Raw genomic sequence first — 25,040 nt, 5'->3', positions numbered from 1 at the left:
CCGAAGGCAGCTAGTCGCGGCCACCTAGTTGCGCAGCATCTCCGCCACTAGGAACGCCAGCTCCAGCGACTGCTGGGTGTTCAGTCGCGGATCCACGGTAGTGGCGTAACGCTCCGGCAGATCCAGATCCGTGATGGACTGACCACCGCCGACAACCTCGGTGACGTCCTCGCCCGTCAGTTCTACGTGGATACCGCCAGGGTGCGAGCCGAGCTTCCGGTGCACCTCGAAGAATCCCTGAACTTCGTCGATGATGCGGTCGAAATCGCGCGTCTTGTAGCCATTGTTAGAGGTGTAGGTGTTGCCGTGCATAGGGTCGCATTGCCAAATGACCTTGTGACCCGTGGCCTCCACGGCCTCGACAATCGGAGGCAGCGCCGTGCGGATCTTGTCGTAGCCCATGCGGGTAATCAGCGTCAATCGACCCGGGGTGTTCTTCGGATCCAGCTGACGGACGTAGCCCACGGCCTCTTCCGGGGTGGTAGTCGGACCGATCTTCACGCCCACGGGGTTGGAGATCAAAGAGGCGAAGCGAATATGCGCATCGTCAATGCCACGGGTGCGCTCGCCGATCCACACCTGGTGCGCGGACAGGTTATACAGGGCGTCATTGCCCTCTTCGTCGTGAGCCAGGCGCAGCATTGCACGCTCGTAGTCCAGAACTAGCGCCTCATGGGAGGCGAAGATGTCTGCGGACCGCAGCGTCTCCGACGTCACGCCACAAGCGGACATGAACTCCAGGCCACGGTCGATCTCTGTCGCCAACGCCTCGTAGCGGGCGCCCGCCGGGGAGGTTGCCACGAACTCGCGGTTCCACTCATGCAGCTTGTACAGGTCAGCGGTACCAGAGTTCGTCAATGCACGAACCAGGTTCATTGCTGCGGAAGAGTTAGCGTAAGCGCGCACCATGCGGGATGGGTCGTGGGCGCGAGCTTCCTCGGTGGCCTCTACGCCATTTACCAAGTCGCCACGGTAGTTCAACAGACCATTGGAATCTCGGTCCGCAGAGCGTGGCTTGGCGTACTGGCCAGCGATACGTCCCATCTTCACCACGGGCGTGGAAGCACCGTAGGTCAAGACAACAGCCATCTGCAGCAGGGTCTTCACGTTGCCACGCAGGTGCGGCTCCGTATTGGTTTCAAAGGTCTCCGCACAGTCACCGCCCTGCAGGAGGAAGGCCTTGCCCAGGGCGACATCAGCCAGTTGCTTCTTCAGCTTCTTAACTTCGGGAGCCACCACAATCGGTGGCACGGATTCCAGGATCTTCCGCACGCGCCCTGCGTGCTCTGGATCCCAGCTAGGCTGCTGCTTCGCGTCGCGAGACAGCGCATCTTCTAATTTTTCCGCCATGTCCGCTGGCAGCGGCGGTAGATCCGGAAGTTCGTCTAACGGTGCATCAATAGTCCAAGCCATAGACAGAGCATACGTTACCTAGCCACGGCTTTTGGCAATCAGGCTATTTTCAGATGCTTTTATGGACGTCCGGGTAACCCCTTCAATGCTTCCATGGACAGGCGGTATTTCACGACATTGAAACGGGCGTCGGCAAGAGCATCGTGAGCATTGCTAGGGCTTTCGGGCAACCGTGGTCGACCGGCCATCTCCCACAGCTGCTTCAGTTCGTGGGTGAAACGCGGCAGGTCAGCGGGAAGCCCGGTCATGTCGCCCCATAGCTGAGCAAGCGCCACGTGATCATAAGCCCCCACCCAGGCCCATAGTTCGGGCCGCTCGCTGGGACGTCCCCGGGACTTCGTAGCCCGCTCGGGAACTAGGAATTCGTGCAGCTTGGCACGCATCGTCGCGCGATCCATCCAGGCTTTGTCGGAGCGCGGCGGCAATTGCGGCAGAACGTTTTTCTTTACCCATTGCCCCGCCCGATGCTCGTTAAATTCGGTGGAGACTGCGTAAAACTCGCGCCCATCTTCGGCCACCACACCGATTGAGATCAGATCAATGGTGGAGCCGTCCTCAATGAACTCTGTGTCGTAGAAGTAGCGCACGGTTGTCCAGTCTAGAGCCTGGGCTTGAGGCTAGGCCGACAGGGTGCGGTCACCGCCGAACCGTACCTGCTGGCGCGGTTGTTGCTGTTTTTCTTGGGGACGCCGCAGTGCCGGTGGGAACAGCGTCCAACCAATAAGGGGCGTCTTGCCCACTACATAGCCCACAATGGAAGCGACTACGCAGGCGCCGATACCCCACCACAATTGGCCTGCCATCGTGCCCAGGAAAGCGAGCGACGCCGGATGCGCTTCGGCCAACGTAACAGCGTATTCGCCGAGCAGGTACAGACCCAACGGGTGGAACACGTAGACCTGCAAGGTGTTCCGGCCCACGAAAAGGAAGATCTCACGCACGACAGGGATCACGCACAGCCAAGCGGCAACCACGATGGCAAATGGCAGTGCGAGGACGGAGCGCAATAGGTCAGTTCCCAAGGTCAGAGCCGCAACCGTAGGCGTCCAATCGCTAAAGAGTGTCTTGGCCAGAGTCCGCATCACATACTCAGAGCTGAAAAACAACACGGCGCTTCCGAGTATCACAAGGGGGTTGAAGGCACGCTTGGCCAGCCGGAAGAAGAAGTCTCTGCAGTGCAGACCGATGAAGAACATGGGGGCAAAAGTGAGGACATGCCGGAAGAAGATGTTCTCCCCACCACCGAGGAAAGCTCCGATGACCAGCGGGATAGCGGAGGTTAAGATGGCCAGCCATGGCGGCTGTTTGCGAAGTACCCAGGCGAAGATGTTGTAAAGAATCAACGCATAAAGGAACCACAGACCCACGTTACCCAGAAGCATCGCCTTAAACAGGTTCATCAGCGAGTAGTTGTCGTCGATGCTCATGCGCGTCAGAATGTGGAAGGGGTTAAAGACCAAGTAAGGCACCAACAGGAACCACAGTCGTCGATACCACAGGTCGGCGAACGAACGCTCCAGGATGCGATGGGCGAACAGTCCTGACACGAGGAAGAACAGCGGCATTCGGAGAGGATCGAGGAAGCTGGAGAAATGCCCCAGCGGGGTTTCCGTTCCACCGGGAACCCCGGTAACGACGTGCATAATGCACACACCGACAATGGAAAACCCTTTGGCGGCGTCCGCCCACTCGACTCTCTGCTTCACCGGCCGCGCTTGAGGCCGACTCGCACCCTGATCTACCTTCGACATGATTCTTATTACAAGATCAGGTTTGCGCTGCTGAAGTCAAACCGTCAACGACGGCCCGCACGGCATAAAAGCCCCGTTCACCACGGGGAAACGGAGTGCGTATGGTCGTTGGCACAGCAGCGCTGAGGGGGCACATTCACTACTGCCGCGGTTCCGAGCCCGCGGGGTAGCCCTTACCTGCCTCCAGGGACTTCTTCACATCGGCAGCATAAAAGTCCTTGACATACTCCTGACCAGAAAGCTTATGCAGCGCCTCCATGATCGCATCGGTCAGCGCCCGAGCCTGGGCGTATTCGTCGCCGGCATCACGGAAATCGTTCGGGTCGATTGGGTCTCCGACGTACACGCCACAGCGGGCCGGCCGTGGGATCCACGTACCGATGGGGTTGGCCTTGTTCGTGTTGATCATTGCCACCGGGTAGACCTTCTCCCCAGATTCGAGAGCGATGCGCGCCAGGCCGGTTTTGCCTCGGTACAGGCGGCCATCCGGAGAACGCGTGCCCTCCGGGTACATGCCCAGCAGATCCCCACGCTCAAGTACCTTGAGCGCAGTGCCCAAAGCGGCGTTCTGGGATTCCTTATCCTGGCGGTCGATTGGCACCTGGCCAACGGAGGTGAAGAAGAACTTCTGAATGCCACCAACCAGGCCGGGCGTCGTGAAGTATTCCTTCTTCGCCAGGAACGTCAGCTGGCGCTTGGATACCAGCGGAAGGTAGAAGGAGTCCATCACTGCAAGGTGATTGGAAGCCAGGATTCCCGAGCCCTCCTTAGGTAGCTTTTCGAGCCCCTTGGTAAAAGGACGGTTGTACACGCGCAGCCATGGGCCGATGAGGATGTATTTGAAAAACCAATACGCCTTATTTTGCATATTTAAAAACCTACCGTCCCTTGTGTACTTCCCTCGTGAGCGCCACAAAAAGCAGCGCAGTAATTGGCGCAGTATTCGGCGCGCACAACGCTAGCCTTTAGGCGCCCGTCTGAAGGCGATCGCGCGCCAATAACGCCACGCCGATCATACCGGCATCTCCTCCCAATTGCGCGGTCTTTACCCGTGCGACAGGCCGGTGACCGGCTCCGACGATGCTGTAATTCAGCATGGATTCCGCCTGGTCCAGAAACAGATCTGCATCGGCACTTACGCCCCCGCCGATCACGATCAATTCCGGATCCAACACATCTTGCACCAGCGACAGTCCGCGCCCTAGCCACAAGCCCATGTCCTCCACTGCGGCGCGTGCCAACGGATCTCCCTCACGCGCCAGGCGAACTACGGCTCGTCCGGAGATTTCTTCTGGGTGCTGGGCGAATTCCCGTGTAATGGCGGAATCCGGGTAGCGTCCCGTAGCAATCAGGTCTTGGGCGGTCAGTGCCAGGGCCGAACCCGAGCAATAGCGCTCCAGGCAACCTTGTTTACCGCAGGGGCAGGCACGACCACCTGGCATGACAGTCAGATGCCCAAACTCCGGGGCTGTACCAAAAGCTCCTCGGTAGATCTCGCCATCCACCATGACGGCACCACCGATTCCGGTCCCCAAAGCAAAAAGCACCCACGTGCCGACTCCTTGGGCAGCTCCCAATCGGTACTCCCCTAGCGCCGCGGAGTTGGCGTCGTGCTCCAATTCCACCGGAAGCCCTAACTTGGCGCTGAGCCTGTCGGTGACCTGCGCGTTCCGCCATGGCAGGTGCGGGGCAAAGCGCACTGTGTCGCGCTGCGCATTAATAAACCCAGCCACGGCCAATCCCACTGCGACGATGCCTTCATTGCGGCGCTGCAGGCAGCCGATAGCATGCACCAGCGCGGTTTCCAGGGCATAAACATTGGAGGGGGTCGGAAGCTTTTCAATGTCCAGGATCTGGCCGTCCGCGTCCACCACGGCAGCACGTAGGTTCGTGCCACCGATGTCCACGCCCACGGTAAGGCTCCCAGTCACGAAGCGATCCCTCTTCCCTCTGTAGTCCGTATGTAACCTCATCATTCTAGCCAGCCGTGGGCTGCATAAAAACTCTGTGGTTCTACCCCAAGATTTACGTCTAGGCGAAGCTATGCCGCGGTGGAATCTCTCCCCCGCCTCGCATGACCGCTCGGCACTGGTAACCGAGGACGTGCCACGTCCATTTCTCCATCACGTTTTTCCGAGCTGCGGTCGCTAGGCGCTGGCGCGTGGGGGCGTCACTAAGCAGCGAAGAGATCTGCGCCACCACGTCGTCCAGATCCCGCGAGTCCACGACCAGCCCTGTTTCCCCATCGATCACTGTCTCGGGCGCGCCGCCACCATTGCCGGAAACCGTAGCGACTCCCGCGGCTTGTGCCTCGAGAAATACGATCCCGAGCCCTTCTACGGACAGTCCGCCCAGTTGCGTTCGCACCGGGAGTGCGAAAACATCACCGACCACGAAGTGGCCTGGTAGTTCCTCTACGTCGACCGCACCGGTAAAGGTTATGTTCTTTGTGACGCCCAGCCGACGCGCCAGCTTCTCCAACTTCATGCGGTAAGCGCCGGGTCCGACGACAAGCAAATGTGCATCCGGGTGCTCACGAAGGATGGCGGGCATGGCCTTTACCAAAGTGTCTTGGCCTTTGCGTGGAACCAGTCGGGAGACGGCGACAATGACCTTCTTGTCCGTCACGCCATAGCGCGCCCGAAGCGCATCTCGCATCGCCAGATCCGGTTGGAAGAGATCCGTGTTGACGCCACCTGGCATAGGTTCCCACGCAACGGAGGGACCAAAGGCAGCGGCCATTCGATTGCGGGCATAGTGCGAAACATATGTCAAGCAATCCACGGTACGGCCGATGCGGGCAAGGACGTGGCGCGAACCGGGGAACATGGACCATCCGACCTCGTGGCCATGGGTGGAGGCAACAATCCGGCGAGCGCCCGCTGCCCGGGCACTATTCGCCATCAATGCCAGCGGTGCGGCCGCCCCGAACCAGACGGTGTGGATGTCATGTTCACGGATCAGCTGCTGCATCTTCCGCGCAGTGGCTGGGGTGGGCAGCATGATGCTGCGAGGCCATCGGACGACGTGGTAGTCCTGTTCACCGTCGAAGGCCATTGCATCCTCGCGGTGTTGGGTAGAGGCGAAAACCACAACCTTGGCCGGATCCAGCGTGGAGAGGTAGTCGCGCACATACGTCTGAATCCCGCCGAGGGTAGGCGGGAAGTCATTGGTGACGACGAGGACGCGGGGATGACTATGCTGATCTGCGCTGGACATACGAACGGATGCTACCGCACGCTGTGGGATGTTTAGTAGCGGGCGGCGCCCGAGATCGGCATGGAGTTCAGCGGAACTACCTGTACGGGGATGCCGTAATCGGAGGCGTGGACGATCTTGCCATCACCAATGTACATGCCCACGTGGGTCACCCCCGGGTAAAAACCAACGATGTCGCCCGGCTGTAGGTCGTCAATGGAGACCGGCTGCCCACCTGCGATCTGTGCGGACGAGGTGCGCGGGATGGACTTACCCTGCTGCTGGTAGGACCAGAACATCAGGCCGGAGCAGTCGAAAGCGCTCGGGCCGGCGGCACCCCAGGAGTACGGGGATCCCAACTTCGACAAGGCCGCTGCGACCACACCAGTTGCATTGACCGGTGCACCGGAGTCACCGGCCTTCTTCATCTTGCCGAGGAACTGCTCAACATTCATGTCGATGGGACCATTGCGATCAATCCAGCGTCGACGATCCTCCGGGCTAAGCCCGTCGACGGCCTTCATGATTTTGTCCTTCAGCTCGCCGAGCTCCTTGTTGCGATCGTCAAGGTCCTTCTTGCGATCGTTGAGGGTACGCAGCTGGAAATCTGCGGTGGCCTTAGAACGGCTCGCCTTGTTCTTCTCCTTAGCAGCATCCTTCAGCTTCTGGCTCAGGGTGTTCACGGTATCGGCACGCTGATCACCAATCGACGTCAGGTAAGAAGAACGCTCGACTGCAGCCTGCGGGCCTTGGGAGCCAACAAAAGCAGAGACCGGATCCACCGTGGCGCCACGGTACATCGCGCGAGATACGCCGGTGACATTTGCACGTGACGCCTTGACATCCGTGTTGAGCTTCTCAGCCTTCTTGCGCGAGTCATCGGCAGCCTTGTTGGCCTTTGCCAGGTTCCCCTTGGCCTGGTCGATATCGATCTTCAGCTGCTCAACCTCATCCGAAGTCTCGGAGGCGTAGCCGGATACCTTGTCTACGTGGTTCAGCAGACCGTCAACATCCGCTGGGATCGGTGTGTCCAGTAGGCGACGGATTTCTTCCGCACGCTTTTGATCCGCGTTGCGGTCATCCTTCTTGTCGCTTCCCTGCCCCTGGTCACCTCGCCCCGGAGCGTTCTGTGGATCCGCACTGGCCTGCGGGACAGTAGCTCCCATTGCGAGAGCTAACAACGCCGCAGATGTGGCCTTGGCGATAGCGTTTGCACCGGAGCGACTGCCGCGCGAGGAGCGATCACGAGAATAGGAAAACGACACGTTCACGACTGGACTTTCTTTAGTTCTCAAAAAATTTTCGGCCCGCCGAAGGAGCCGTTCACCGATAGATATTCTGCCACATGAAAGGGCAAAAGTGGGACTGGCGCCCTAATAGCACCAGCCCCAGCATTTCACGCCTTCACCAGCCGTAACACTAGCCCCGATATCAACATCTGAGCTAGAGAAACACCGGAAGGTGTTGGCTAAAAATTAGAAGCGAACCGCGTTGTACACAGGCATCATGTGCAGGTTGTCGATACGCACCGGGTTGGAAGAGTTCAGGGCGTGAACGATCTTGCCATTGCCAATGTAGATCGCAACATGGGATGCGCCACCGTAGTAGGAGATAACATCGCCCGGCTGCAGAGCGTTCATGGACACCTTCTTGCCAGCGGAAGCCTGAGCAGAGGAGGTACGCGGGATGGACTTGCCAACCTGGCGGTGAGCCCAAGAGGTCAGGCCGGAGCAGTCAAACGCGTTCGGGCCAGAAGCGCCCCAAGAGTACGGTGCACCAACCTTGGACTTAGCGATGTCCGCAATGCGCTGTCCGATAGAGGAAGCAGCCAGCTTTGGAGCCGCAGCCTTGACAGCCTTAGTCGCAGCCTTCTTGTTGCCACCATCGGTGGTCAGGCCAGCCTGCTTGAAGTAAGGCTTGATGGTCGGCAGCAGGTGATCCGGAACCTCTACGGTTACGCCGGACTGCTTGTGAGTGACCGGCGCAGCCTGGGCGGCAGCGGGGGTCAGTACAGCGGCACCCACACCGACGGCAGCGACGACAGCTGCGTTGCGAGATACGTTGTTCTTCTTCAGGCTGTGCTTGCCCATATAAGTCCTCAATTACCTTTCAATCCGTTGTTTGGGGTGTGGAGCTTTTCCATATCCCCTCGCCCGGCAACCCTTCGGAAGCTACCGCGGTGCGGTGAGCTCTTTGTCGCTCACCTCTAAGGTCTCGAAAAGATTACGAAATGATTGCGGTCCATGTCCAGCCGTTCCGCAAATCTGAGCTTTTTGAGCCTTAGACGTGCCGTTGTTATCAAACCGAGATTTTTCGAACCCTCAACTGTAGCCTGAAAGTTATCGAAGCTTTATAAATTGCTGACCTGCGGTTTTAGTAAATGCACTTACTGCCCCTACCACAGCCTGACACTTAGGATATTTTCAGAAAATAACAGATGTGATACTCGTCACACTAGGTAATTTTGGCGTGTCTTTTACGCCCATAGCGCTTCAAAAACCGCCTGGCTCAGTGCAACCCTGCCAACATCCCCCGCCCAAAAGCTAAACTTGATCCCCATGCCCCCTACCGTGCCGAATCCGCGGTACCATGAGCCTCTTCTCCCCGCAGAGGATTCACGGCCCGCTAAGCCACGCCAGCCACGCCGTTCCGATGAGATGCCGGATTCCTACGCCTTGGCGCACACACGCTCGGATCTACAGCGCACTCTTCACAACTGCATCGTGATCGACTTGGAAACAACCGGGTTGCGGCCACAGCAAGAGCGAATAATTGAAATCGCGGCTCTGCGGGTCTCAGACGGAAAGATCCAGCAACGCTATACATCACTCCTCAACCCGCTACAAAAGGTTCCAGAGGAGATTACCGACTTAACGGGCATCTCCGAAGGGCTCTTGGCCGACAAACCCACCTTTGAGGACATACTTCCCGAATTGCTGGGGTTCCTCCGCCCACATGGCTCCACCGTCCCACGTCTTGTTGGGCACAATGTCTTCTTCGACTTCTCCTTCTTGCAGCACGAAATGCTGCGCACCCAGCTCACCGCTTCAAACGAGCTTGTCTCTCCTCCCTACACTCCACGACTGGTGTGTACAGCGGAGGCATCCCGCACACTAATTCCGCGAGAGTCAGTTGGACGCTACCGCCTGGGGAACGTGGCGTCGTATCTCAAGGTCACCCACCGCCCACTACATCGAGCGATGAGTGACGCCCTGGCGACCTATGACGTACTAAAGGCACTGTCGCAAGAGCGGAACTAAAATAATCCCGCCCACCTTCTTGGTGGACGGGATTTTATCGAGCCTTATGTGAGAGCAGTTGAATCAGCTCGATGCGAGGTTACTTGTCGAGCTCCTCGTGGCGACGACGGTTCTCCTCGTTGAGACGCTCGAACATTTCCTTCTGCTCTGCGTGATTGTCGTGCTCGATGCGCTCCGCCTTCTCCACGATCTCTGGGGAATCCGGGGAGAAGAAGCCACCGCGACCAGGGTGACCGGCAGCGCCGAGCTCGTTCATGGTCTTCGGAACGTATGCACCCTGGTACTCCAGCGGAATCGGGTGGCCGTGCTCGTCGACCGGACCCAGCGGCTGGTGGACCTCGATGAAGCCACCGGATGGCAGCTGGCGGATGGTACCGGTCTCAATGCCGTGCTCCAGAACCTCGCGGTCGGAGCGCTGCAGGGAGACGCACAGGCGGTACGTGATGAAGTACGCGATCGGAGGCAGCAATACCAGGCCGATACGACCCAGCCACGTCATCAGGTTCAGCGAGATCGTGAAGTGCATCGCCAGCAGGTCGTTACCACCGGAGATAGTCAGCAGCACGTAGAAGGTCAGTGCCATGACGCCCAGGGCGGTACGAACCGGAACGTCGCGCGGACGCTGCAAGAGGTTGTGGTGGGCGTCATCGCCGGTGAACTTCTGCTCGATCCACGGGTAGGTGAACAGCAGCACAACCAGGATGCCCAGCAGCAGAGCTACCCAGAACACAGCCGGAATGGTGTAGTTACCGAGGTACAGCTCCCATGCCGGCATGACACGCGCAGCACCGTCAGTCCACAGCATGTAGATATCCGGCTGAGAACCAGCAGAAACCTGGGAGGGGTTGTACGGGCCGAGATTCCAGATGGCGTTGATCTGGAACAGACCAGCCATCAGAGCAACCACGCCGAAGGTGATCAGGCCGAAGGAAGCTGCCTTCAGACCGAACACCGGCAGAATACGAACGCCGACAACGTTGTTCTCGGTACGACCCGGTCCAGGGAACTGGGTGTGCTTCTGGTACCACACGAGTGCAAGGTGGGCAGCGATCAGTGCCAGCAGGATGCCCGGGATCAGAAGAACGTGGGCGATGTACAGGCGAGGAATAATGATCTCACCCGGGAAGTCGCCAGCGAACATGATCCAGTGCAGCCAGGTGCCGATAACCGGCAAGCCAACCATGATGGCAGACATAATGCGCAGACCAACACCGGAAAGCAGGTCATCCGGCAGGGAGTAGCCCATGAAGCCCTCAGCCACGGAGAGCAGCAGCAGGACACAGCCGATAACCCAGTTCGCCTCACGCGGCTTGCGGAATGCACCGGTGAAGAAGATGCGCAGCATGTGAACCATGATCGACACGGCAAACAGCAACGCAGCCCAGTGGTGAACCTGGCGGATGAACAAACCACCGCGAACCTCGAAAGAAAGGTTCAGAGCAGTCTTGTAGGCGGCGGACATCTCCACACCATTTAGAGGTGCATAAGCGCCGTCGTAGATCACCTTCGACATGGAGGGGTCGAAGAACAGCGTCAGGTAAACACCCGACAGGATCAGGATGATGAAAGAGTACAGCGCGATCTCACCGAGCATGAACGACCAGTGAGTCGGGAATACCTTGTTGATTTGCGGGCGGATCAAGCCAGAAGCTGTGTACCGCTCGTCGATGTTGTTGGCCGCTTTAGCAGCGCGGCTCTGTTGTTTAGTGGTCATGAACGACGCTCCCAGAATGCCGGGCCGACAGGCTCGATGAAGTTACGGTCGGCGTACATGTATCCCTCTTCGTCAACCGAGATCGACAGCTCGGGCAGAGCACGGGCTGCCGGTCCGAAGATCGGCTTACCATGCTGCAGTGCATCGAACTGGGACTGGTGGCACGGGCAGAGGATGCGGTTGGTTTGCTGCTCATACAGGGACGTAGGGCAACCGATGTGAGTACAGATCTTGGAGTAGGCGAAGTAGTCGCCGTAGTGGAAGTCCTCCTGGCCTTCGCGCAAGATCGCCTTTGCGGCGTCTGCCTGGCGCAGGCGAATCAACATCACGGCGTTACGCGGGCCGTGGATGGAGTGCATGTGCTCCTCGTAGACGTCGCGGTTCTTGTCGAACTTGTCGCCGTCGTTGACCATCTCCTCGGTCAGCGGGAACACGGTCTCCATCGAAGCCGGATCCAGATCTTCCGGACGCATGCGGATCAGGCGGGAAACACCCTGGGTGCTGTAGTGACCCTCGTGCTCCTCGGCAATTGCACCGGTATCGCGGCCCAGGTAGACCTTCTCGCCCTGCTCCACCAGCGTCCAACCAGTAGTCCACAGGGTGCCGTCACCCTGGATACCCATGGCCTTGGCCTTCCAGGGGTTCTTAATGATGCCGCCGAGCGGCAGAGCAATGGTCAAGCCAGCCAGCACTGCACCAGCACCAGCCAGGCCAGCGATTACCGGACGACGACCCAGGGTGGAAGTCTTCCAGGAATCATTCAGCAGAGCGACCAAGGTACGACGGTCAACTTCCTCAGACGGACCATCGTGGCGAGTCTGCACCGAAATCTCTTCCGGAACGAAGCTCTTGGTGTAGGTAATGATAGCCGCACCCAGCAGCGTGATGCTCAGACCCGCAGTAAGGCCCAGTAGCGGGGTGTAGATCGAATAGAGCCACACGCCATCCTCAGCGAGGTGCTTGTACTCCCACGGCCAGAACAGGTAGACACCGATGAAAGCGATACCGAACAGAACCGACAGGGCCAGCATGATGGTGACCTTGCGGCTTGCACGCTTTTCAGCGGGATCGTTGGCGATCGGAAAGCGTTCCTTGCGGTAGGCAACCGTTACGCCGTCGAGCTCAGTACCCAGGCGGGCCAGCTCGTCATCGTTCATCTTCGACAGCTCTTCGTTGCTGTACTTCTTGTTGTGCTCACTCATGACCGCGATCCAATCCACATAGCGAAGGCAACGAGAACCACGATGCCAACGAACCACATCATCATGCCTTCAGTCACCGGGCCGATACCGCCCAGACCGAAGCCACCGGGGTTCGGAGTTTCCTTGGCCGACTTCAGGTAGGCGATGATGTCCTTCTTCTCGTCAGCAGTCAGCTGGCGGTCAGAGAACTTCGGCATGTTCTGCGGGCCGGTCAGCATTGCCTGGTAAATCTCCTGCTCGTTGGCCGGGGCCAGAGCCGGAGCGTACTTACCACTGGACAGTGCGCCGCCCTTACCGGTGAAGTTGTGGCAAGATGCACAGTTCAGGCGGAACAGGTCAGAACCACGGGCAACATCAGCCGGGTCGATCTCGCCGTTCTTGTTATTGGAGCCACGCAGGGACTCCATTGCAATCTCACCGTTAGAGTCGCGGACGATGCCCGGGCCGCCACCGTTTGCATTTACGTATGCGGCCAGCGCCAGAGCCTGCTGCTCGGAGTAGCGCGGGTTCTTGCGGCTTGCCTGAGCCTCGTTACGCAGCATCGGCATGCGGCCAGAGTGTACCTGGAAGTACACAGCGCCCTCACCGACACCGATCAGAGAAGGACCACGGTCCTTAACACCCTGCAGGTTTCCACCGTGACAGGTGATACAAGCAACCTCGTAGAGTTCCTTACCCTGCTTGGCCAGTTCCTCCGAGCTCTGCTCAGCAACGGCATTCTGTGCGTCAGGGGTCAATGCGTTGGCTAGGAAGCCCGCGCCCGTCAGCGCGAACAACAATGCCAACGCGCCAGCAAAGGCCTTACGGACCTTCCGGCGGCGGCGTGCCTTGGCGGCACTGCCCTTCGAACCAACGGAGCTCTGCTCCGTGGTCGCGTTGGTGGAGTTGATATCCATCTTGTTCCCTTATTAGTTAGTCAATGGAATTGCGATGGGCTGTAGGCCGACCCTCTTAAGCGAATGTCTTCGTGTTAAGAGGAACCGACCTGGCCGGCCTACTGAATGAAGTAAATGGTGATCCACAGGCCGATCCAGACGACGTCGACGAAGTGCCAGTAGTAGGACACAACGACGGCGGCGGTGGCCTGTGCCGGGGTGAACTTCGACTTGGCGGTCCTCAGCAGCACCACGATGAAGGCAATCACACCGGCGAGCACGTGCGCGCCGTGGAAGCCTGTCGTGATGAAGAAGACCGAACCATAGACGGAGCCCGGGATCGTCGTTCCGTGCTCCACCAAGTGAACGTACTCGTAGCCCTGGCCAATAAGGAAGATAGTTCCCAACAGCGCGGACAATGCGTACCACTTGCGAAGCGCGAAGACGTCACCCCTCTCCGCCGCGAAGACGCCCCACTGAGCAGTGAACGAAGAACTGATCAGAATAATCGTGATCGCTGCCGCGAATGGCACGTTCAGCTCAGTGGGCTCAGACGGCCAATTGCCGCCAGAGTTGGCCTTGGACACGAAGTACATCGCGAAAAGGCCAGCGAAAAACATCAATTCCTGAGACAGGAACACAATCGTGCCGACACTGACCATATTGGGTCGGTTCAGTGTCGCAACACGATGTGGTGCTGCCATACCTGGGTTTTCAACTGCGCTCGTCACGCATAACAGTATGGCCGTTTAAAGCCCGATAGTCGATTCACTCCAGCACTTTTCTGGAAGCCATCTGTAAAATCGCAGGTAAAACCTTGGATAACGCTGAAAGCCCACCCCGTTAGGGGTTAGCGGGAACTTTTATCCTCCCCCATCCGACGAGCTACATAACGACAGGTCAAAACCCACTTTCGTCAAGAGCGGACACGCCGCATACCCCACGATGGGGCTACTCCCCTCCTACCCCTTTCACCTGAGCGGAACCTTCGAATATCTCCCCTGTAAGGGCGTCAACCCAAAAACTCCCCGTGCTACTACCCAACTAATAGACTGGTTAGTACAGAGCGTTTTTGCTTATTACTTCTTTCTAGGACAGGAAGGCGCGTCGAAAGAACCATGGCCCCCACTACCCCACGTCCCGCAGACATCAGCGGTCTCTCCCCCAAACAACTACCGCCAAGCTACTTCACCTGGCCCGGCGTACTGGGGCGACTGGGCAATGGCCAGGAGCTGAGCGAATCGCAGGTGCGCTGGACAATGCAACAGATCATGGAGGGTCACGCAACCGACGCACAGATTTCGGGATTTGCCTTCGGAATTCGAGTGCGCGGTATTACCGCTGCCGAGCTTGCCGCCGCTGCCGAGACAATGACCAGCTTCGCTACTCCAGTTGACTTTTCGGACGTGCCGAATTGCGTGGATATCGTCGGCACCGGCGGCGACGGTCATCACACTGTGAACATTTCCACAATGGCTTCCTTTGTTGTTGCCGCCACGGGCGTTCCGGTAGTGAAGCACGGTAACCGCGCCGCAAGTTCGAAGTGTGGCGGTGCGGACATGTTGGAGGCTCTGGGCCTCGATATCGAGCGCTCCCCAGAGGCTATTCGCGACGACGCACACGAGACAGGTTTTGCCTTCATGTTCGCCAAAACCTACCACCCAGCGATGCGCTTCGCCGCCCCTGTACGCAGCCAGCTGGGCGCCCCGACCATCTTCAACCTCCTTGGCCCGATGACCAACCCCGCCTACCCCAAGTACGGACTCATTGGCTGCGCTTTCAAGGAGTTCATGCCGATCATGGGTGGCGCCTTCGCCCGTCAGGGCAGCCGCGTACTCGTCGTTCGCGGCATGGACGGAATGGACGAAATCTCGGTGTGCACACCTACCGAGGTCGTTACTGTTGACGCCGCAGGCCGCACCGGTGAAGAAGTCATTAACCCTCGCAGTGTCGGACTCGACTTTTATGAAGATGGCAGCCTCGCCGGTGGTGATGCTAGCTATAACGCAGATGTGGCTGTGCGTCTGATGAAGGGCGAAATCACCGGCGCAATAAAGGATGCTGTCTTGATTAACGCCGCTGGTGCCTTGACAGCTGTGCGCGGATGGGAAGAGAAGGGATTCCAGGCGTCCCTATCTGAGCAAGTAGAGCACGCCCGGGAAGCACTGGAATCCGGGGCTGCGTGGAAGCAGATGGAAAAGATCGTGGGACGGAAGTTCTAGCACAAAAAGAACTCCCCCTTCCGCTGCAACCTCGTGGGTTGGCGGAAGGGGGAGTTTTTAGTGAAGTGTGAAGTTTAGTGCTTCTCCGGCGGCAGGCCATACTGCAGGTTCAGCATCGTGGTTGCCCAGATCAGCATTGCTGCGCCGAAGAGAACCAGCCACAGGTGCCACCAGGCCAGGCCTGCACCCATCACGACGATGGAAACGGTCATCCAGAACGGCCAGATGGAGCTTGCGGAGAAGAAGCCCAGCACGCCAGCGCCGTCCTCGATCTCTGCCTCTTCCCAATCATCCGGGCCAATGTCGGTCTTAGACGACGTCAGGTGGAGGTAGCCAGCGAGCATGAAAGCCAGCAGGGTTGCCATCACGAGGCCGGTGCCACCGGCCCATTCAACACCCATGACGTTGCCCGCATCGCTAACGGAGTGCGTAACGATGAAGTAGAACACCGTGACCACGGTGAAGAAAGTACCTATGCCGTAGAAAAGCTTTGCACCAGAAGTCATTTGCTTTGTCTCTCTTTCTTCTTAACCTTGCGCTGCCGCTTAAGCGGCGTTGCGATCCTTGTGGTTCTCTTCCGGGTTCCTGGTACCAGTGCGGTCGGAATTGAACGGGTGGGTGGAGGTTGCGTACGGCTGCTCGCCGATGGACTTCAGAGCCTCCGAGTTCGGTGCCTCAGGGTTGTCCTGGCGGAACTTCATGTACTGCTCGAACTTCTCCGGGGAAACGACGCGGAGTTCGAAGTTCATCATTGCGTGGTAAGTACCACACATCTCGGCACAGCGTCCGACGAACGCGCCTTCCTGATCGATGGACTCAACCTGGAAGATACGCTCAGAGCGGTTTGCTTCCGGGTGCGGGAAGACGTCGCGCTTGAACAGGAACTCCGGGATCCAGAAGGAGTGGACAACGTCGGCGGAGGCCAGGTTGAACTCAATCGGAGTGCCGGAAGGAACGACCAGAACCGGAATCTCCTGGGTGGTGCCCACGGTCTCGATCTTGTCGAAGTTCAGGTAGCTGTATTCATCCTTCGCGCGGCCGTGGATCGGCCCCGGAACCTGCTCGCCGTGCTTGTCCAGCTTCTTAGCGGGCTTCTTGGAATCCTCGGCGCGAGCCTGTGCTTCCTTGTCGGTGCCCTTGTACTCCTGGCCACCGTTCAGCTCTGCAGCAACGTGGCTGTAGCCGAACTTCCAGTTCCACTGGTAGCCAGTGACGTCGACGGTAACCTTCGGATCCTTGTCCAGTGCGGTCGCACGATCCTGAGTCTGAACGTTGAAGAAGAACAGGGTACAGATGATCAGAACTGGCAAGGTGGTTAGAACGAGCTCCAGCGGAACGTTGTAACCAGTCTGGCGCGGGAACTCGTCCTCGCCGCGCTTAGCGGCCTTCTTCGCGCTAGAACGGCCCATGTTGACGAACAACAGAACCCACATGATGATGCCGATGATCCAGGCGACAACCCAGACCCATACCCACATGTTGCCCATTTCCTTGGACTCCGGGGTAATACCCTTCGGCCAGCCCATTCGCAGAGCATCGAAGAACTTGTTTTCCGGTGGGGCGACAGTACAACCAGTCAGCACCAGGCCAGCAAGACCCAGTACGCCGGCGAGGCCAATACGGCGAGTCAAACCGTGCTTATTTCGCTGTTCCACGCGAGTTTGCCTTCCTCATTCACACGTCACTTGCGTTGCAAGAACTGGACTCTCACGCTCGCCTGCAGTTCGCGCGCGTTAGATAGTCTTACAACAACTTCACTTAAAGAACCTTAGACCATTGACAGGACATTGCCACCATCACGGAAGCGGAAATTCCCTTTTCGGGGTTGGCTACCGCTCCCATTGCCCCCACACGGGTTAGGCGGGAGCCCACACATGTGTGACTCCCGCCATAGGTAGGCCTGAAGAGGCACTCCTCAGAGCGCCTCACCCCTCTTACTTAGAGCTTGTTGATCTCAATTGTGCCCGCCGCTCCGATGTTCCGGAGGTTGGCGCGCGCCAGGTCGACCATGCGTCCCACGCCACCGTCAAACACAGTGCGCGTAGCGGAGCGTGAGAAGCCCATCATCATCTCCCAGGTGATGTTCGGCGGCAGGCTCAGAGCGTTCGGGTCAGTAACGACATCCACCAGCACCGGCCCGTCATAAGCCAAGGCTTCCTTGATGCCCTTCTCGACATCCTGCGGATCCTCGATTCGGATCGCCTTAATGCCAATGGCCTCAGCGATCTTGGAGAAGTTCACGTGCTCGTGGTCAGTCTCATGCTCCGGCAGACCAGCAACCATCATCTCGAGCTTCACCATACCCAGCGAGGAGTTGTTAAACACTACGATGTTGACGGGCAGATCGTGGAGCTTTGCGGTCAGTAGTTCACCCATCAGCATGCCCAAACCACCGTCGCCGGAGAAGGAAATCACCTGGCGGTTCCGGTCCGCAGCCTGTGCGCCGAGTGCCTGCGGCAGCGCATTGGCCATCGTGCCGTGGCGGAAGGAGCCGATCTCCGTGCGCTTACCATTCGGCGTGATGTAGCGAGCACCCCATACATTGCACATACCGGTATCGATAGTGAAGATGGCATCTTCAGCTGCAAGACGGTCAATGGTATCCGCCACATACTCCGGGTGGATCGGCTTAGACTTGCCAGCCTTCTTCGTGTAGGCATCCACCACATGATTCAGTGCACGAGCATGGTTACGCAACTGCTTATCCAGGAAGCTACGGTCAGTCTTTTCCTCGATGTGAGGCAGGATCGTATCAATCACAGCTCCAACGTCACCGACGACCGGGTAATTAATGGTTGTGCGGCGGCCAATGTGCGAGCCGTCGATATCCACCTGCGCCACGTTTCCGCTTGGCAGGAAGTCGTTGTATGGGAAGTCTGTGCCCAGCAGGATCAGCAAATCCGCGTCGTACATCGCTTCTCGGGCTGCTCCATAGCCCAGCAGACCGGACATACCGACGTCGAACGGGTTGTCGTACTGAATGTGCATCTTGCCGCCGAAAGCGTGGCCAATGGGAGACTTAATCTTTTCCGCAAGCTTGAGCACTTGCTCTCGGGAGTTCTTGACGCCCTCACCGCAGAACAAGGTGACAGTCTTAGCATCGTTAATAGCCTTGGCCAGGCGGGCTGCTTCCTCGGCATCCGGGTACAGCACGGGGCGACCCTTGGCATACACGGAACCGATAAAGCCTTCTTCCTCGATCGCCTGGGAGGATACATCGCCGGGGATAACCAGCACGCTTACACCGTTGCCAGCAAGGGTGGACTGGATCGCATTGTGCAATACCTTGGGACCCTGCGCGGCAGAGTTAATCATCTCGCAGTATCCAGAGCACTCCTGGAAAATCTGCTCCGGGTGAGTCTCCTGGAAGAACTGGGTGCCGATCTGCACGCTCGGGATGTGAGAAGCAATGGCCAGAACCTTTGCACCATTTCGATGGGAATCGTATAGCCCCTGGATCAGGTGAGTATTGCCAGGGCCACAGGAAGCAGCACATACTGCCAATTCACCGGTAACGAGGGATTCAGCACCAGCGGCGAAGGCCGCAGATTCCTCGTTCCGAACGTGGATCCATTCAATAGAGGATTGACGAACCTCATCCACAATGGGGTTGAGGCTATCGCCTACCAATCCGAAGATTCGCTTAACGCCTTGATTTTCAAGAGTCTTTACTAATTGTGCTGCGAAGTTTTTTGCCATGCCACAAGGTTACGCGTGGCTATTCGGTAGCGCATTGGTTGCTGTAAAGTCTCACAGAATCCCAATTCTGTAATACAAATCACTTTTTAACGTAGGGATCCCCAGCAAACGAGCTTTCCCCGCCGTGGCAACTAGCCCACCTCTACCCCGCCCGCGTAAAGTCTGAACGCATGTGTGGATTGCTTGGAATCATTGCGGCGAATAACGACGCGGAAAACTTTGTCGATGCAGTAGAGGGTGCACTGCCCTGCATGCACCACCGTGGCCCGGACGATAGTGGCACCTGGCATGACCAAGATGTTGTCTTCGGCTTTAACCGGCTCTCCATCATCGATCTGGAGCACTCTCACCAGCCACTCCAGTGGGGCCCAGAGGACGAACCAAACCGTTATGCACTGACGTTTAACGGCGAGATCTACAACTATGTGGAGCTTCGAGAGGAACTCGAGCAAGCGGGCTATTCCTTTAATACTGAGGGTGACGGAGAGCCGATTGTTGTTGGCTTCCACCACTGGGGTGCCGACGTGGTGAATCATCTCCGCGGCATGTTTGGCTTTGCTGTGTGGGATTCCAAGGAAAAGAAGCTCTTCCTGGCTCGCGACCAATTCGGCATCAAGCCGATGTACATCGCCACTACAGAGGCGGGCACCGTTTTCGCCTCGGAGAAGAAGTGCATCCTGTCGATGGCCGAGCAGCTGGGGTTGAACCTCGACCTGGATATCCGCGCAATCGCTCACTACACGGATCTGCAGTACGTGCCGGAGCCGGAGAGCCTGCACAAGCACATTCGCCGTTTGGAATCCGGCAGCTATGGCTTCGTGGCACCCGGTGGCCAGATCGAGGAAACTCGTTGGTTCGAGCCTCGCTTCCCCGTTAAGAAGGTTGCAGCAGGCGATGAAGAAGCCGTTTTCCAGCGTATCGCGGAGGCCTTGGAGGATTCCGTGGCCAAGCACATGCGCGCAGACGTGACGGTCGGCTCCTTCCTTTCGGGAGGCATCGACTCCACCGCCATCGCCGCACTGGCAAAGCGTCACAACCCGGATCTGCTGACCTTCACCACCGGTTTCGAGCGTGAGGGGTACTCCGAGGTAGATGTAGCCGCCGAATCTGCCGCCGCTATCGGAGCCGAGCACATCGTGAAGGTCGTGAGCCCCGAGGAATATGCCGAGGCTATTCCGAAGATCATCTGGTACCTGGACGATCCGGTGGCCGATCCTTCTCTGGTTCCCCTGTACTTCGTTGCAGCCGAAGCCCGCAAGCACGTGAAGGTCGTGCTCTCCGGCGAGGGCGCCGACGAGCTCTTCGGCGGCTACACGATCTACAAGGAGCCGCTCAGCCTGGCACCTTTCGACAAGATCCCCTCCCCGCTGAAGCGAGTACTGGCTAGCGTGGGTAACGCGCTCCCCGAGGGCGTGCGCGGCAAGTCCCTGCTGCAACGCGGCACCATGCCGATGGAGGATCGTTACTACGGCAATGCGCGTTCCTTTAACTACCAGCAACTGGAGCGCGTGCTCCGCGAGATCCGCCCAGAGTGGGATCACCGCGAGGTCACCGCGCCGATTTACGCGAAGTCGCAGGACATGGATCCGGTTGCCCGCATGCAGCACCTGGATCTGTTTACCTGGATGCGCGGAGACATCCTGGTTAAGGCCGACAAGATCAACATGGCTAACTCCCTGGAGCTACGCGTGCCTTTCCTGGACAAGGTCGTTTTCGACGTGGCAGAGACTCTCCCCCACGAACTGAAGATCTCCCACGGCACTACCAAGTACGCCCTTCGTAAGGCTCTGGAACGTATCGTTCCCCCGCATGTTCTACACCGCAAGAAGCTGGGCTTCCCCGTGCCTATGCGCCACTGGCTCGCGGGCGATGAACTCTACGGCTGGGCCAAGGAGAACATCGAAGCTTCCCAGACCGACCACCTTTTCAACAAGGCCGAAGTCTTAAAGATGCTGGACGAGCATCGAGTGGCCATGAATACCGGCTCCGGCCCGGATCACTCGCGTCGCCTGTGGACCGTCATCGCGTTCATGGTCTGGCACGGTATCTTTGTCGAGGATCGTATCCACCCGAAGATCGATCAGCGCCAGTACCCGGTCGACCTGTAGAAGACCCCAAAACGCCCCCGAAGGAGTTCATCCCTCGGGGGCGTCAATAGTTTAAGGGCCTAAGCGAACTAGGCTAGCTGTTTAACTAGCTGCTTAGCTGAAGGAATCACCACAGGCACAGGAACCGGTGGCATTCGGATTATCGATGGTAAAGCCCTGAGACTCGATGGTGTCCGCAAAATCGATCTTCGCGCCCACCAGGTACGGGGAAGACATGCGGTCTACGACCAGATTCACGCCGTCGTACTCGTCAACTAGATCGCCATCCAGGGAACGATCATCGAAAAACAGCTGGTAACGCAGGCCGGCGCAGCCACCTGGCTGCACTGCGATACGCAGGGAAAGATCGTCGCGGCCCTCCTGTGCCAGCAGTGCGCTGGCCTTCTGCTGAGCGGCCTCGGTCAGCTCCACACCGGTGACCTTCTCCGGAGCAGTCATGTTGGTCCTCCTCATTCAACAAAAATGGCTTTACTCACAAGCCTTTGTTCACAAGCTACGCTTCATTGTTTCACAACGCCACTGCCCGTCCGCTTTATTCCCGTGTTTGTTTCCTTCTTTATTGCAGTCTTAATTGCAGTAACTCCGCCACTGGGTTTTGGGTTTTGTTCCTCTGTGCTCCTGATCTAGCCTGTTACATGTGAAAATGCCATGGACAAAGCAGGAAAAGGCCACCACAACGGCTGACGTAGTTAGCGACGCAGACGAGGGCGTCGCAGAGACAGAAGCAGAGACTAAGGCAGCGGCAGAGACAAAGGGCGCGGCAGAGTCTCAGGAAAAGACCTCCAAGGCATATACGCCGAAGAAGGGCAAAGCGACCCCGAAGCGCAACGACCAGGAGCGCAAGCACGGCGTACGCCGTAGTGCCTACTCCGCCCCCAAAACGCCGGGCGAGGCCCGTAAGCAGCGCAAAGAACTCAAGGCCTCCATGTCCAAGGAAGAGTACAAGGCCATGAAGCAGCGCCAGCGGGACGAGGCGAACCGCGAACGCCGCCGCGCCAACGAGCGCATGATGGCTGGCGACGAGGACTACATGATGGATCGCGACAAGGGTCCGGAAAAGCGCTTTGTCCGCGATTGGGTCGATTCCCACCGTTATTTGATGAACTTTTTCCTGCCGATGGCTGTATTCGTTATCGCCATCATGATCTTTGGCATGTCTAACCCGAACGTGGCCAACTTGGCTTCCCTGGTGATGATGGTCGTGTTCCTCATCATGCTCGCCGAAGGGTTGTGGCTCGGTCGCCGCGTTAACCGTGAAGTCAACGAGCGCTTCCCGGATAACCCACACGGCAAGTTCTCGCTGGGCATGTACGCCTTTACCCGCGCTGCTATGATCCGCCGCCTGCGCACCCCCGCCCCGCAGAAGCAGGTCGGCGACAGCGTCTAGTCAGCATCTACACTTGTCCCCATGGCACCTTCGACCTCCGCTCCGACTTTCCCACCGATCGTCCCTCCGGACGAGGCAGCTCGTAGTCGTGCTGCGCAGCTCCGCAGCACAGCGCCCACTGGCGCAGGAATTCCGGCTGGGTCGCTAGGGAAGCTCGAAGATATTGCAGCTTGGGTGGCGGCGTGCCAAAACACCGCTCCCGCCGCCGCGCTGGATGCTGCGCGGATGGTGCTGGTCACGGGCGATCACGGAGTGGCCGAAGCACACCCGGAGATCTCAACTCTTCCCGCTGATTTCAACTCCCAGGTGCGCGACGGCATTCTCGACGGGCAAGTTCCACTCGTGGATGCCTGCAGGTCGGCGCAGGTCGCTCTTTCTCTTATCGACACCGCACCGGATAAGCCCTCCGGTTCCATCGATACCGTGGACGCCTTGAGCCCAGAAGAGTATGACATTCATCTGGCGCGTGGCGTGCGGATCGCTGACGAGGAGGCTGACCAGGGCACATCGATCCTTTTGTTGGGCGATTTTGGACGCGGGCTCACCACCGTCGCCGCCGCCGTGATCGGCAGCGTGTGCAGCGTGGAGCCGGTGAAGATCATCGGCCGCGGTTCCGGTATCAGTGATGAAGCGTGGAAGACGAAGGTCGCGGCTATCCGCGACGCAATGTTCCGCGTGCGCGATGACAAGGCTGTAGCTGCACGAGTTTTGCAGCGAATCGGTTCGGCGGATCTGGTGGTGATGGCGGGCATTTTGGCGCAATCCGCGGTCCGCCGCACGCCGGTGATTTTCGACGGCGTGGGCGCGACTGCTGCCGCTTTGTGCGCGCAGATGTTGGCGCCGGGTGCGGCTGCGTGGTGGATGGTAGCCTCACCGGGAACGGAGCCCGCTACTCTTTCCGCACTGAATGCGCTGGGGCTTGAACCGCTACTGGACTTGAAGATCGGCGCCGGCCAGGGACTCGGCGCCTTATTGGCGCTCCCTATGGTGCGCTACGCGGTGGCTGCCTGCTCCACCAACGTGTAAAGCCAGCCGTGCTTATCGGCGACGCGGCCGTTCTGAATGCCCGTCAGCTGCTCGCGCAGGCGCATCGTCACAGGGCCAGTCTGGCCACCATTCACCTGGAACTCGCCGGACTCATCCTTGACGGTACCGACCGGCGTAACGACTGCAGCGGTGCCACACGCAAATGCTTCGGTCATGGCTCCGGACTTCGCAGCTTCCTTCCACTCGTCGGTGGAGATACGACGTTCCTCGACTTTGTATCCCAGGTCGCGTGCCAACTCCAGCAGGGACAGGCGGGTAACGCCCGGGAGTAGCGAACCGGACAGTTCCGGAGTAACTAGCGTGACCCCACTGCTCCCCTGCTCGCCGTCTTCGCTACCGAAGACAAACGCCAGGTTCATGCCACCCATCTCCTCGATGTACTTGTGCTCGGTTGCGTCCAACCACACGACCTGGTCACAGCCTTCCTTCTGCGCGGAAGCCTGTGCCGCCAGGGATGCTGCATAGTTTCCAGCGAACTTCGCCGCACCGGTGCCACCGGGGGCGGCACGGGTGTACTCAGTAGACAGCCACACACTGACAGGGTTGATACCACCGGAGAAGTAGGCGCCAGCCGGGGAGGCAATCACGAAATAGGTGTAGCTACTGGCCGGGTGCACGCCCAGGCCGATCTCGCGAGAGATCATGAAGGGGCGCAAGTATAGGGATTCCTCGCCGCCTCCTTGCGGAACCCAGCGCTGGTCGATCTCCACGATCTGTCGCAGCGACTCTAGGAACAGCTCTTCCGGCAGCTCCGGCATGGCCATGCGGGTAGCGGAGTTCTGGAAACGACGAGCGTTTTGCTCCGGGCGGAAGGTGACAATCTTGCCATCCTCACCGCGATAAGCCTTCAGGCCTTCAAATATGGCCTGCCCATAGTGGAACACGCTGGATGCTGGGTCCATCTGGACCTGCTGGTAAGGCTCCACACGGGCGTTGTGCCAGCCTTCGTCGACCGTCCAGTCGATAGCAACCATGTGGTCGGTGAAGTGGTTGCCGAACCCCGGTGCGGTGAGAATTTCGGCGATTCTCTCCTCAGTTGCCGGGTTCTCGTTGCGAGTAACGGTGAACTCCACCGGAGAAGCGTTCTGCTGTGCCTGTGAGTCTGTCTTCGGAGTGCTAGTCATGCACACCAGCGTACTCCGCCCCAGTTGAAAAGTGTGAGGA

At 58.6% G+C, this 25,040-nt stretch carries 22 protein-coding genes; 5 read left to right on the top strand and 17 right to left on the bottom strand.

Going from position 1 to position 25,040, the window contains the following annotated elements; all coding sequences use genetic code 11:
• Nucleotides 1-24 precede the first annotated feature (24 nt).
• The 8 genes from AC05K6_RS06460 to AC05K6_RS06425 all read right to left on the bottom strand — a co-directional run bounded on the left by AC05K6_RS06460 (nucleotide 25) and on the right by AC05K6_RS06425 (nucleotide 8,452).
• Nucleotides 25-1,413, bottom strand: a complete 1,389-nt coding sequence (locus AC05K6_RS06460) for a class II 3-deoxy-7-phosphoheptulonate synthase (protein ID WP_293791351.1) — start codon at nucleotides 1,411-1,413, stop codon at nucleotides 25-27.
• Nucleotides 1,414-1,472: 59 nt separating this feature from the next.
• Nucleotides 1,473-2,000: a polyadenylate-specific 3'-exoribonuclease AS gene (locus AC05K6_RS06455; RefSeq protein ID WP_293791352.1), complete on the bottom strand. Its 528-nt coding sequence runs from the start codon at nucleotides 1,998-2,000 to the stop codon at nucleotides 1,473-1,475.
• A gap of 30 nt (nucleotides 2,001-2,030) precedes the next feature.
• Nucleotides 2,031-3,164 carry an acyltransferase family protein gene (locus AC05K6_RS06450; RefSeq protein ID WP_448308123.1) on the bottom strand — a complete coding sequence of 378 codons (1,134 nt, stop codon included), beginning with the start codon at nucleotides 3,162-3,164 and terminating at the stop codon, nucleotides 2,031-2,033.
• 139 nt (nucleotides 3,165-3,303) lie between these two features.
• A complete protein-coding gene (locus AC05K6_RS06445; protein WP_293791354.1) occupies nucleotides 3,304-4,032 on the bottom strand; it encodes a lysophospholipid acyltransferase family protein in 729 nt (242 codons plus the stop codon).
• Between the two features lie 97 nt (nucleotides 4,033-4,129).
• Complete coding sequence (locus tag AC05K6_RS06440) at nucleotides 4,130-5,137, bottom strand: ROK family protein (protein ID WP_476728162.1); 1,008 nt, start codon at nucleotides 5,135-5,137, stop codon at nucleotides 4,130-4,132.
• Nucleotides 5,138-5,195: 58 nt separating this feature from the next.
• Nucleotides 5,196-6,383, bottom strand: coding sequence for a glycosyltransferase family 4 protein (locus AC05K6_RS06435; RefSeq protein ID WP_476728097.1), 1,188 nt, complete (start codon nucleotides 6,381-6,383; stop codon nucleotides 5,196-5,198).
• Nucleotides 6,384-6,415: 32 nt separating this feature from the next.
• A complete protein-coding gene (locus tag AC05K6_RS06430; RefSeq protein ID WP_476728096.1) occupies nucleotides 6,416-7,633 on the bottom strand; it encodes an NlpC/P60 family protein in 1,218 nt (405 codons plus the stop codon).
• 204 nt (nucleotides 7,634-7,837) lie between these two features.
• Nucleotides 7,838-8,452, bottom strand: coding sequence for a C40 family peptidase (locus AC05K6_RS06425; RefSeq protein ID WP_293791358.1), 615 nt, complete (start codon nucleotides 8,450-8,452; stop codon nucleotides 7,838-7,840).
• A 468-nt stretch (nucleotides 8,453-8,920) separates the two neighbouring features.
• On the opposite strand from AC05K6_RS06425, the gene AC05K6_RS06420 reads away from it, so the two are divergent.
• Complete coding sequence (locus AC05K6_RS06420) at nucleotides 8,921-9,622, top strand: 3'-5' exonuclease (RefSeq protein ID WP_476728095.1); 702 nt, start codon at nucleotides 8,921-8,923, stop codon at nucleotides 9,620-9,622.
• Nucleotides 9,623-9,701: 79 nt separating this feature from the next.
• Here AC05K6_RS06420 and qcrB read toward each other — a convergent pair whose 3' ends face one another.
• The 4 genes from qcrB to ctaE form a co-directional block, all read right to left on the bottom strand.
• Nucleotides 9,702-11,336 carry a cytochrome bc1 complex cytochrome b subunit gene (gene qcrB, locus AC05K6_RS06415; protein WP_293791360.1) on the bottom strand — a complete coding sequence of 545 codons (1,635 nt, stop codon included), beginning with the start codon at nucleotides 11,334-11,336 and terminating at the stop codon, nucleotides 9,702-9,704.
• Nucleotides 11,333-12,538: a cytochrome bc1 complex Rieske iron-sulfur subunit gene (gene qcrA / locus AC05K6_RS06410; protein WP_476728094.1), complete on the bottom strand. Its 1,206-nt coding sequence runs from the start codon at nucleotides 12,536-12,538 to the stop codon at nucleotides 11,333-11,335. The genes qcrB and qcrA overlap by 4 nt, the downstream gene beginning before the upstream one ends.
• Nucleotides 12,535-13,434 carry a cytochrome bc1 complex diheme cytochrome c subunit gene (gene qcrC / locus AC05K6_RS06405; protein WP_293791362.1) on the bottom strand — a complete coding sequence of 300 codons (900 nt, stop codon included), beginning with the start codon at nucleotides 13,432-13,434 and terminating at the stop codon, nucleotides 12,535-12,537. Before qcrC ends, qcrA begins: the two co-directional genes overlap by 4 nt.
• A gap of 98 nt (nucleotides 13,435-13,532) precedes the next feature.
• Nucleotides 13,533-14,144, bottom strand: a complete 612-nt coding sequence (ctaE, locus tag AC05K6_RS06400; RefSeq protein ID WP_476728093.1) for an aa3-type cytochrome oxidase subunit III — start codon at nucleotides 14,142-14,144, stop codon at nucleotides 13,533-13,535.
• Nucleotides 14,145-14,531: 387 nt separating this feature from the next.
• Here ctaE and trpD point away from each other — a divergent pair, with 387 nt between their 5' ends.
• A complete protein-coding gene (gene trpD / locus AC05K6_RS06395) occupies nucleotides 14,532-15,635 on the top strand; it encodes an anthranilate phosphoribosyltransferase (protein WP_476728092.1) in 1,104 nt (367 codons plus the stop codon).
• Between the two features lie 74 nt (nucleotides 15,636-15,709).
• On the opposite strand, the gene ctaF is transcribed toward trpD, so the two are convergent.
• The 3 genes from ctaF to AC05K6_RS06380 all read right to left on the bottom strand — a co-directional run bounded on the left by ctaF (nucleotide 15,710) and on the right by AC05K6_RS06380 (nucleotide 19,334).
• On the bottom strand, nucleotides 15,710-16,141 hold the full coding sequence (gene ctaF, locus AC05K6_RS06390) for an aa3-type cytochrome oxidase subunit IV (protein WP_293791365.1): 432 nt from the start codon (nucleotides 16,139-16,141) through the stop codon (nucleotides 15,710-15,712).
• Between the two features lie 39 nt (nucleotides 16,142-16,180).
• Nucleotides 16,181-17,290: an aa3-type cytochrome oxidase subunit II gene (gene ctaC, locus AC05K6_RS06385; protein WP_293791366.1), complete on the bottom strand. Its 1,110-nt coding sequence runs from the start codon at nucleotides 17,288-17,290 to the stop codon at nucleotides 16,181-16,183.
• Between the two features lie 283 nt (nucleotides 17,291-17,573).
• Nucleotides 17,574-19,334 carry a pyruvate dehydrogenase gene (locus AC05K6_RS06380; RefSeq protein ID WP_476728091.1) on the bottom strand — a complete coding sequence of 587 codons (1,761 nt, stop codon included), beginning with the start codon at nucleotides 19,332-19,334 and terminating at the stop codon, nucleotides 17,574-17,576.
• Between the two features lie 170 nt (nucleotides 19,335-19,504).
• Between AC05K6_RS06380 and asnB the strand changes: the two genes are divergently transcribed.
• Complete coding sequence (gene asnB, locus AC05K6_RS06375; RefSeq protein ID WP_448307178.1) at nucleotides 19,505-21,442, top strand: asparagine synthase (glutamine-hydrolyzing); 1,938 nt, start codon at nucleotides 19,505-19,507, stop codon at nucleotides 21,440-21,442.
• 93 nt (nucleotides 21,443-21,535) lie between these two features.
• Here the strand turns inward: asnB and AC05K6_RS06370 are convergent, their stop codons facing one another.
• Nucleotides 21,536-21,880: a HesB/IscA family protein gene (locus tag AC05K6_RS06370; protein ID WP_293791760.1), complete on the bottom strand. Its 345-nt coding sequence runs from the start codon at nucleotides 21,878-21,880 to the stop codon at nucleotides 21,536-21,538.
• Between the two features lie 205 nt (nucleotides 21,881-22,085).
• Here AC05K6_RS06370 and AC05K6_RS06365 point away from each other — a divergent pair, with 205 nt between their 5' ends.
• On the top strand, nucleotides 22,086-22,829 hold the full coding sequence (locus AC05K6_RS06365) for a DUF3043 domain-containing protein (RefSeq protein WP_476728090.1): 744 nt from the start codon (nucleotides 22,086-22,088) through the stop codon (nucleotides 22,827-22,829).
• Between the two features lie 21 nt (nucleotides 22,830-22,850).
• The gene (locus tag AC05K6_RS06360; protein WP_476728089.1) at nucleotides 22,851-23,855 is read left to right on the top strand and encodes a nicotinate-nucleotide--dimethylbenzimidazole phosphoribosyltransferase; all 1,005 of its coding nucleotides are present in this window, start codon (nucleotides 22,851-22,853) and stop codon (nucleotides 23,853-23,855) included.
• Here the strand turns inward: AC05K6_RS06360 and AC05K6_RS06355 are convergent.
• Entirely contained in the window at nucleotides 23,822-25,000 is a 1,179-nt protein-coding gene (locus AC05K6_RS06355) for a branched-chain amino acid aminotransferase (RefSeq protein WP_476728088.1), read from the bottom strand. The two genes, AC05K6_RS06360 and AC05K6_RS06355, sit on opposite strands and share 34 nt — an antisense overlap.
• Nucleotides 25,001-25,040 lie beyond the last annotated feature (40 nt).

The organism is Corynebacterium sp. TUM25020 (genome assembly GCF_056388495.1).
This window is presented reverse-complemented; position numbering and strand designations above follow the sequence as displayed.

Bases quoted from the DNA above. Each gene is read 5' to 3' on its own strand.
- AC05K6_RS06460 (WP_293791351.1), bottom strand. From the start codon at position 1,413: ATGGCTTGGACTATTGATGCACCGTTAGACGAACTTCCGGATCTACCG.
- AC05K6_RS06450 (WP_448308123.1), bottom strand. From the start codon at position 3,164: ATGTCGAAGGTAGATCAGGGTGCGAGTCGGCCTCAAGCGCGGCCGGTG.
- AC05K6_RS06445 (WP_293791354.1), bottom strand. From the start codon at position 4,032: ATGCAAAATAAGGCGTATTGGTTTTTCAAATACATCCTCATCGGCCCA.
- AC05K6_RS06440 (WP_476728162.1), bottom strand. From the start codon at position 5,137: ATGAGGTTACATACGGACTACAGAGGGAAGAGGGATCGCTTCGTGACT.
- AC05K6_RS06435 (WP_476728097.1), bottom strand. From the start codon at position 6,383: ATGTCCAGCGCAGATCAGCATAGTCATCCCCGCGTCCTCGTCGTCACC.
- AC05K6_RS06425 (WP_293791358.1), bottom strand. From the start codon at position 8,452: ATGGGCAAGCACAGCCTGAAGAAGAACAACGTATCTCGCAACGCAGCT.
- AC05K6_RS06420 (WP_476728095.1), top strand. From the start codon at position 8,921: ATGCCCCCTACCGTGCCGAATCCGCGGTACCATGAGCCTCTTCTCCCC.
- qcrB (WP_293791360.1), bottom strand. From the start codon at position 11,336: ATGACCACTAAACAACAGAGCCGCGCTGCTAAAGCGGCCAACAACATC.
- qcrA (WP_476728094.1), bottom strand. From the start codon at position 12,538: ATGAGTGAGCACAACAAGAAGTACAGCAACGAAGAGCTGTCGAAGATG.
- qcrC (WP_293791362.1), bottom strand. From the start codon at position 13,434: ATGGATATCAACTCCACCAACGCGACCACGGAGCAGAGCTCCGTTGGT.
- trpD (WP_476728092.1), top strand. From the start codon at position 14,532: ATGGCCCCCACTACCCCACGTCCCGCAGACATCAGCGGTCTCTCCCCC.
- ctaF (WP_293791365.1), bottom strand. From the start codon at position 16,141: ATGACTTCTGGTGCAAAGCTTTTCTACGGCATAGGTACTTTCTTCACC.
- AC05K6_RS06380 (WP_476728091.1), bottom strand. From the start codon at position 19,334: ATGGCAAAAAACTTCGCAGCACAATTAGTAAAGACTCTTGAAAATCAA.
- asnB (WP_448307178.1), top strand. From the start codon at position 19,505: ATGTGTGGATTGCTTGGAATCATTGCGGCGAATAACGACGCGGAAAAC.
- AC05K6_RS06370 (WP_293791760.1), bottom strand. From the start codon at position 21,880: ATGACTGCTCCGGAGAAGGTCACCGGTGTGGAGCTGACCGAGGCCGCT.
- AC05K6_RS06365 (WP_476728090.1), top strand. From the start codon at position 22,086: ATGCCATGGACAAAGCAGGAAAAGGCCACCACAACGGCTGACGTAGTT.
- AC05K6_RS06360 (WP_476728089.1), top strand. From the start codon at position 22,851: ATGGCACCTTCGACCTCCGCTCCGACTTTCCCACCGATCGTCCCTCCG.
- AC05K6_RS06355 (WP_476728088.1), bottom strand. From the start codon at position 25,000: ATGACTAGCACTCCGAAGACAGACTCACAGGCACAGCAGAACGCTTCT.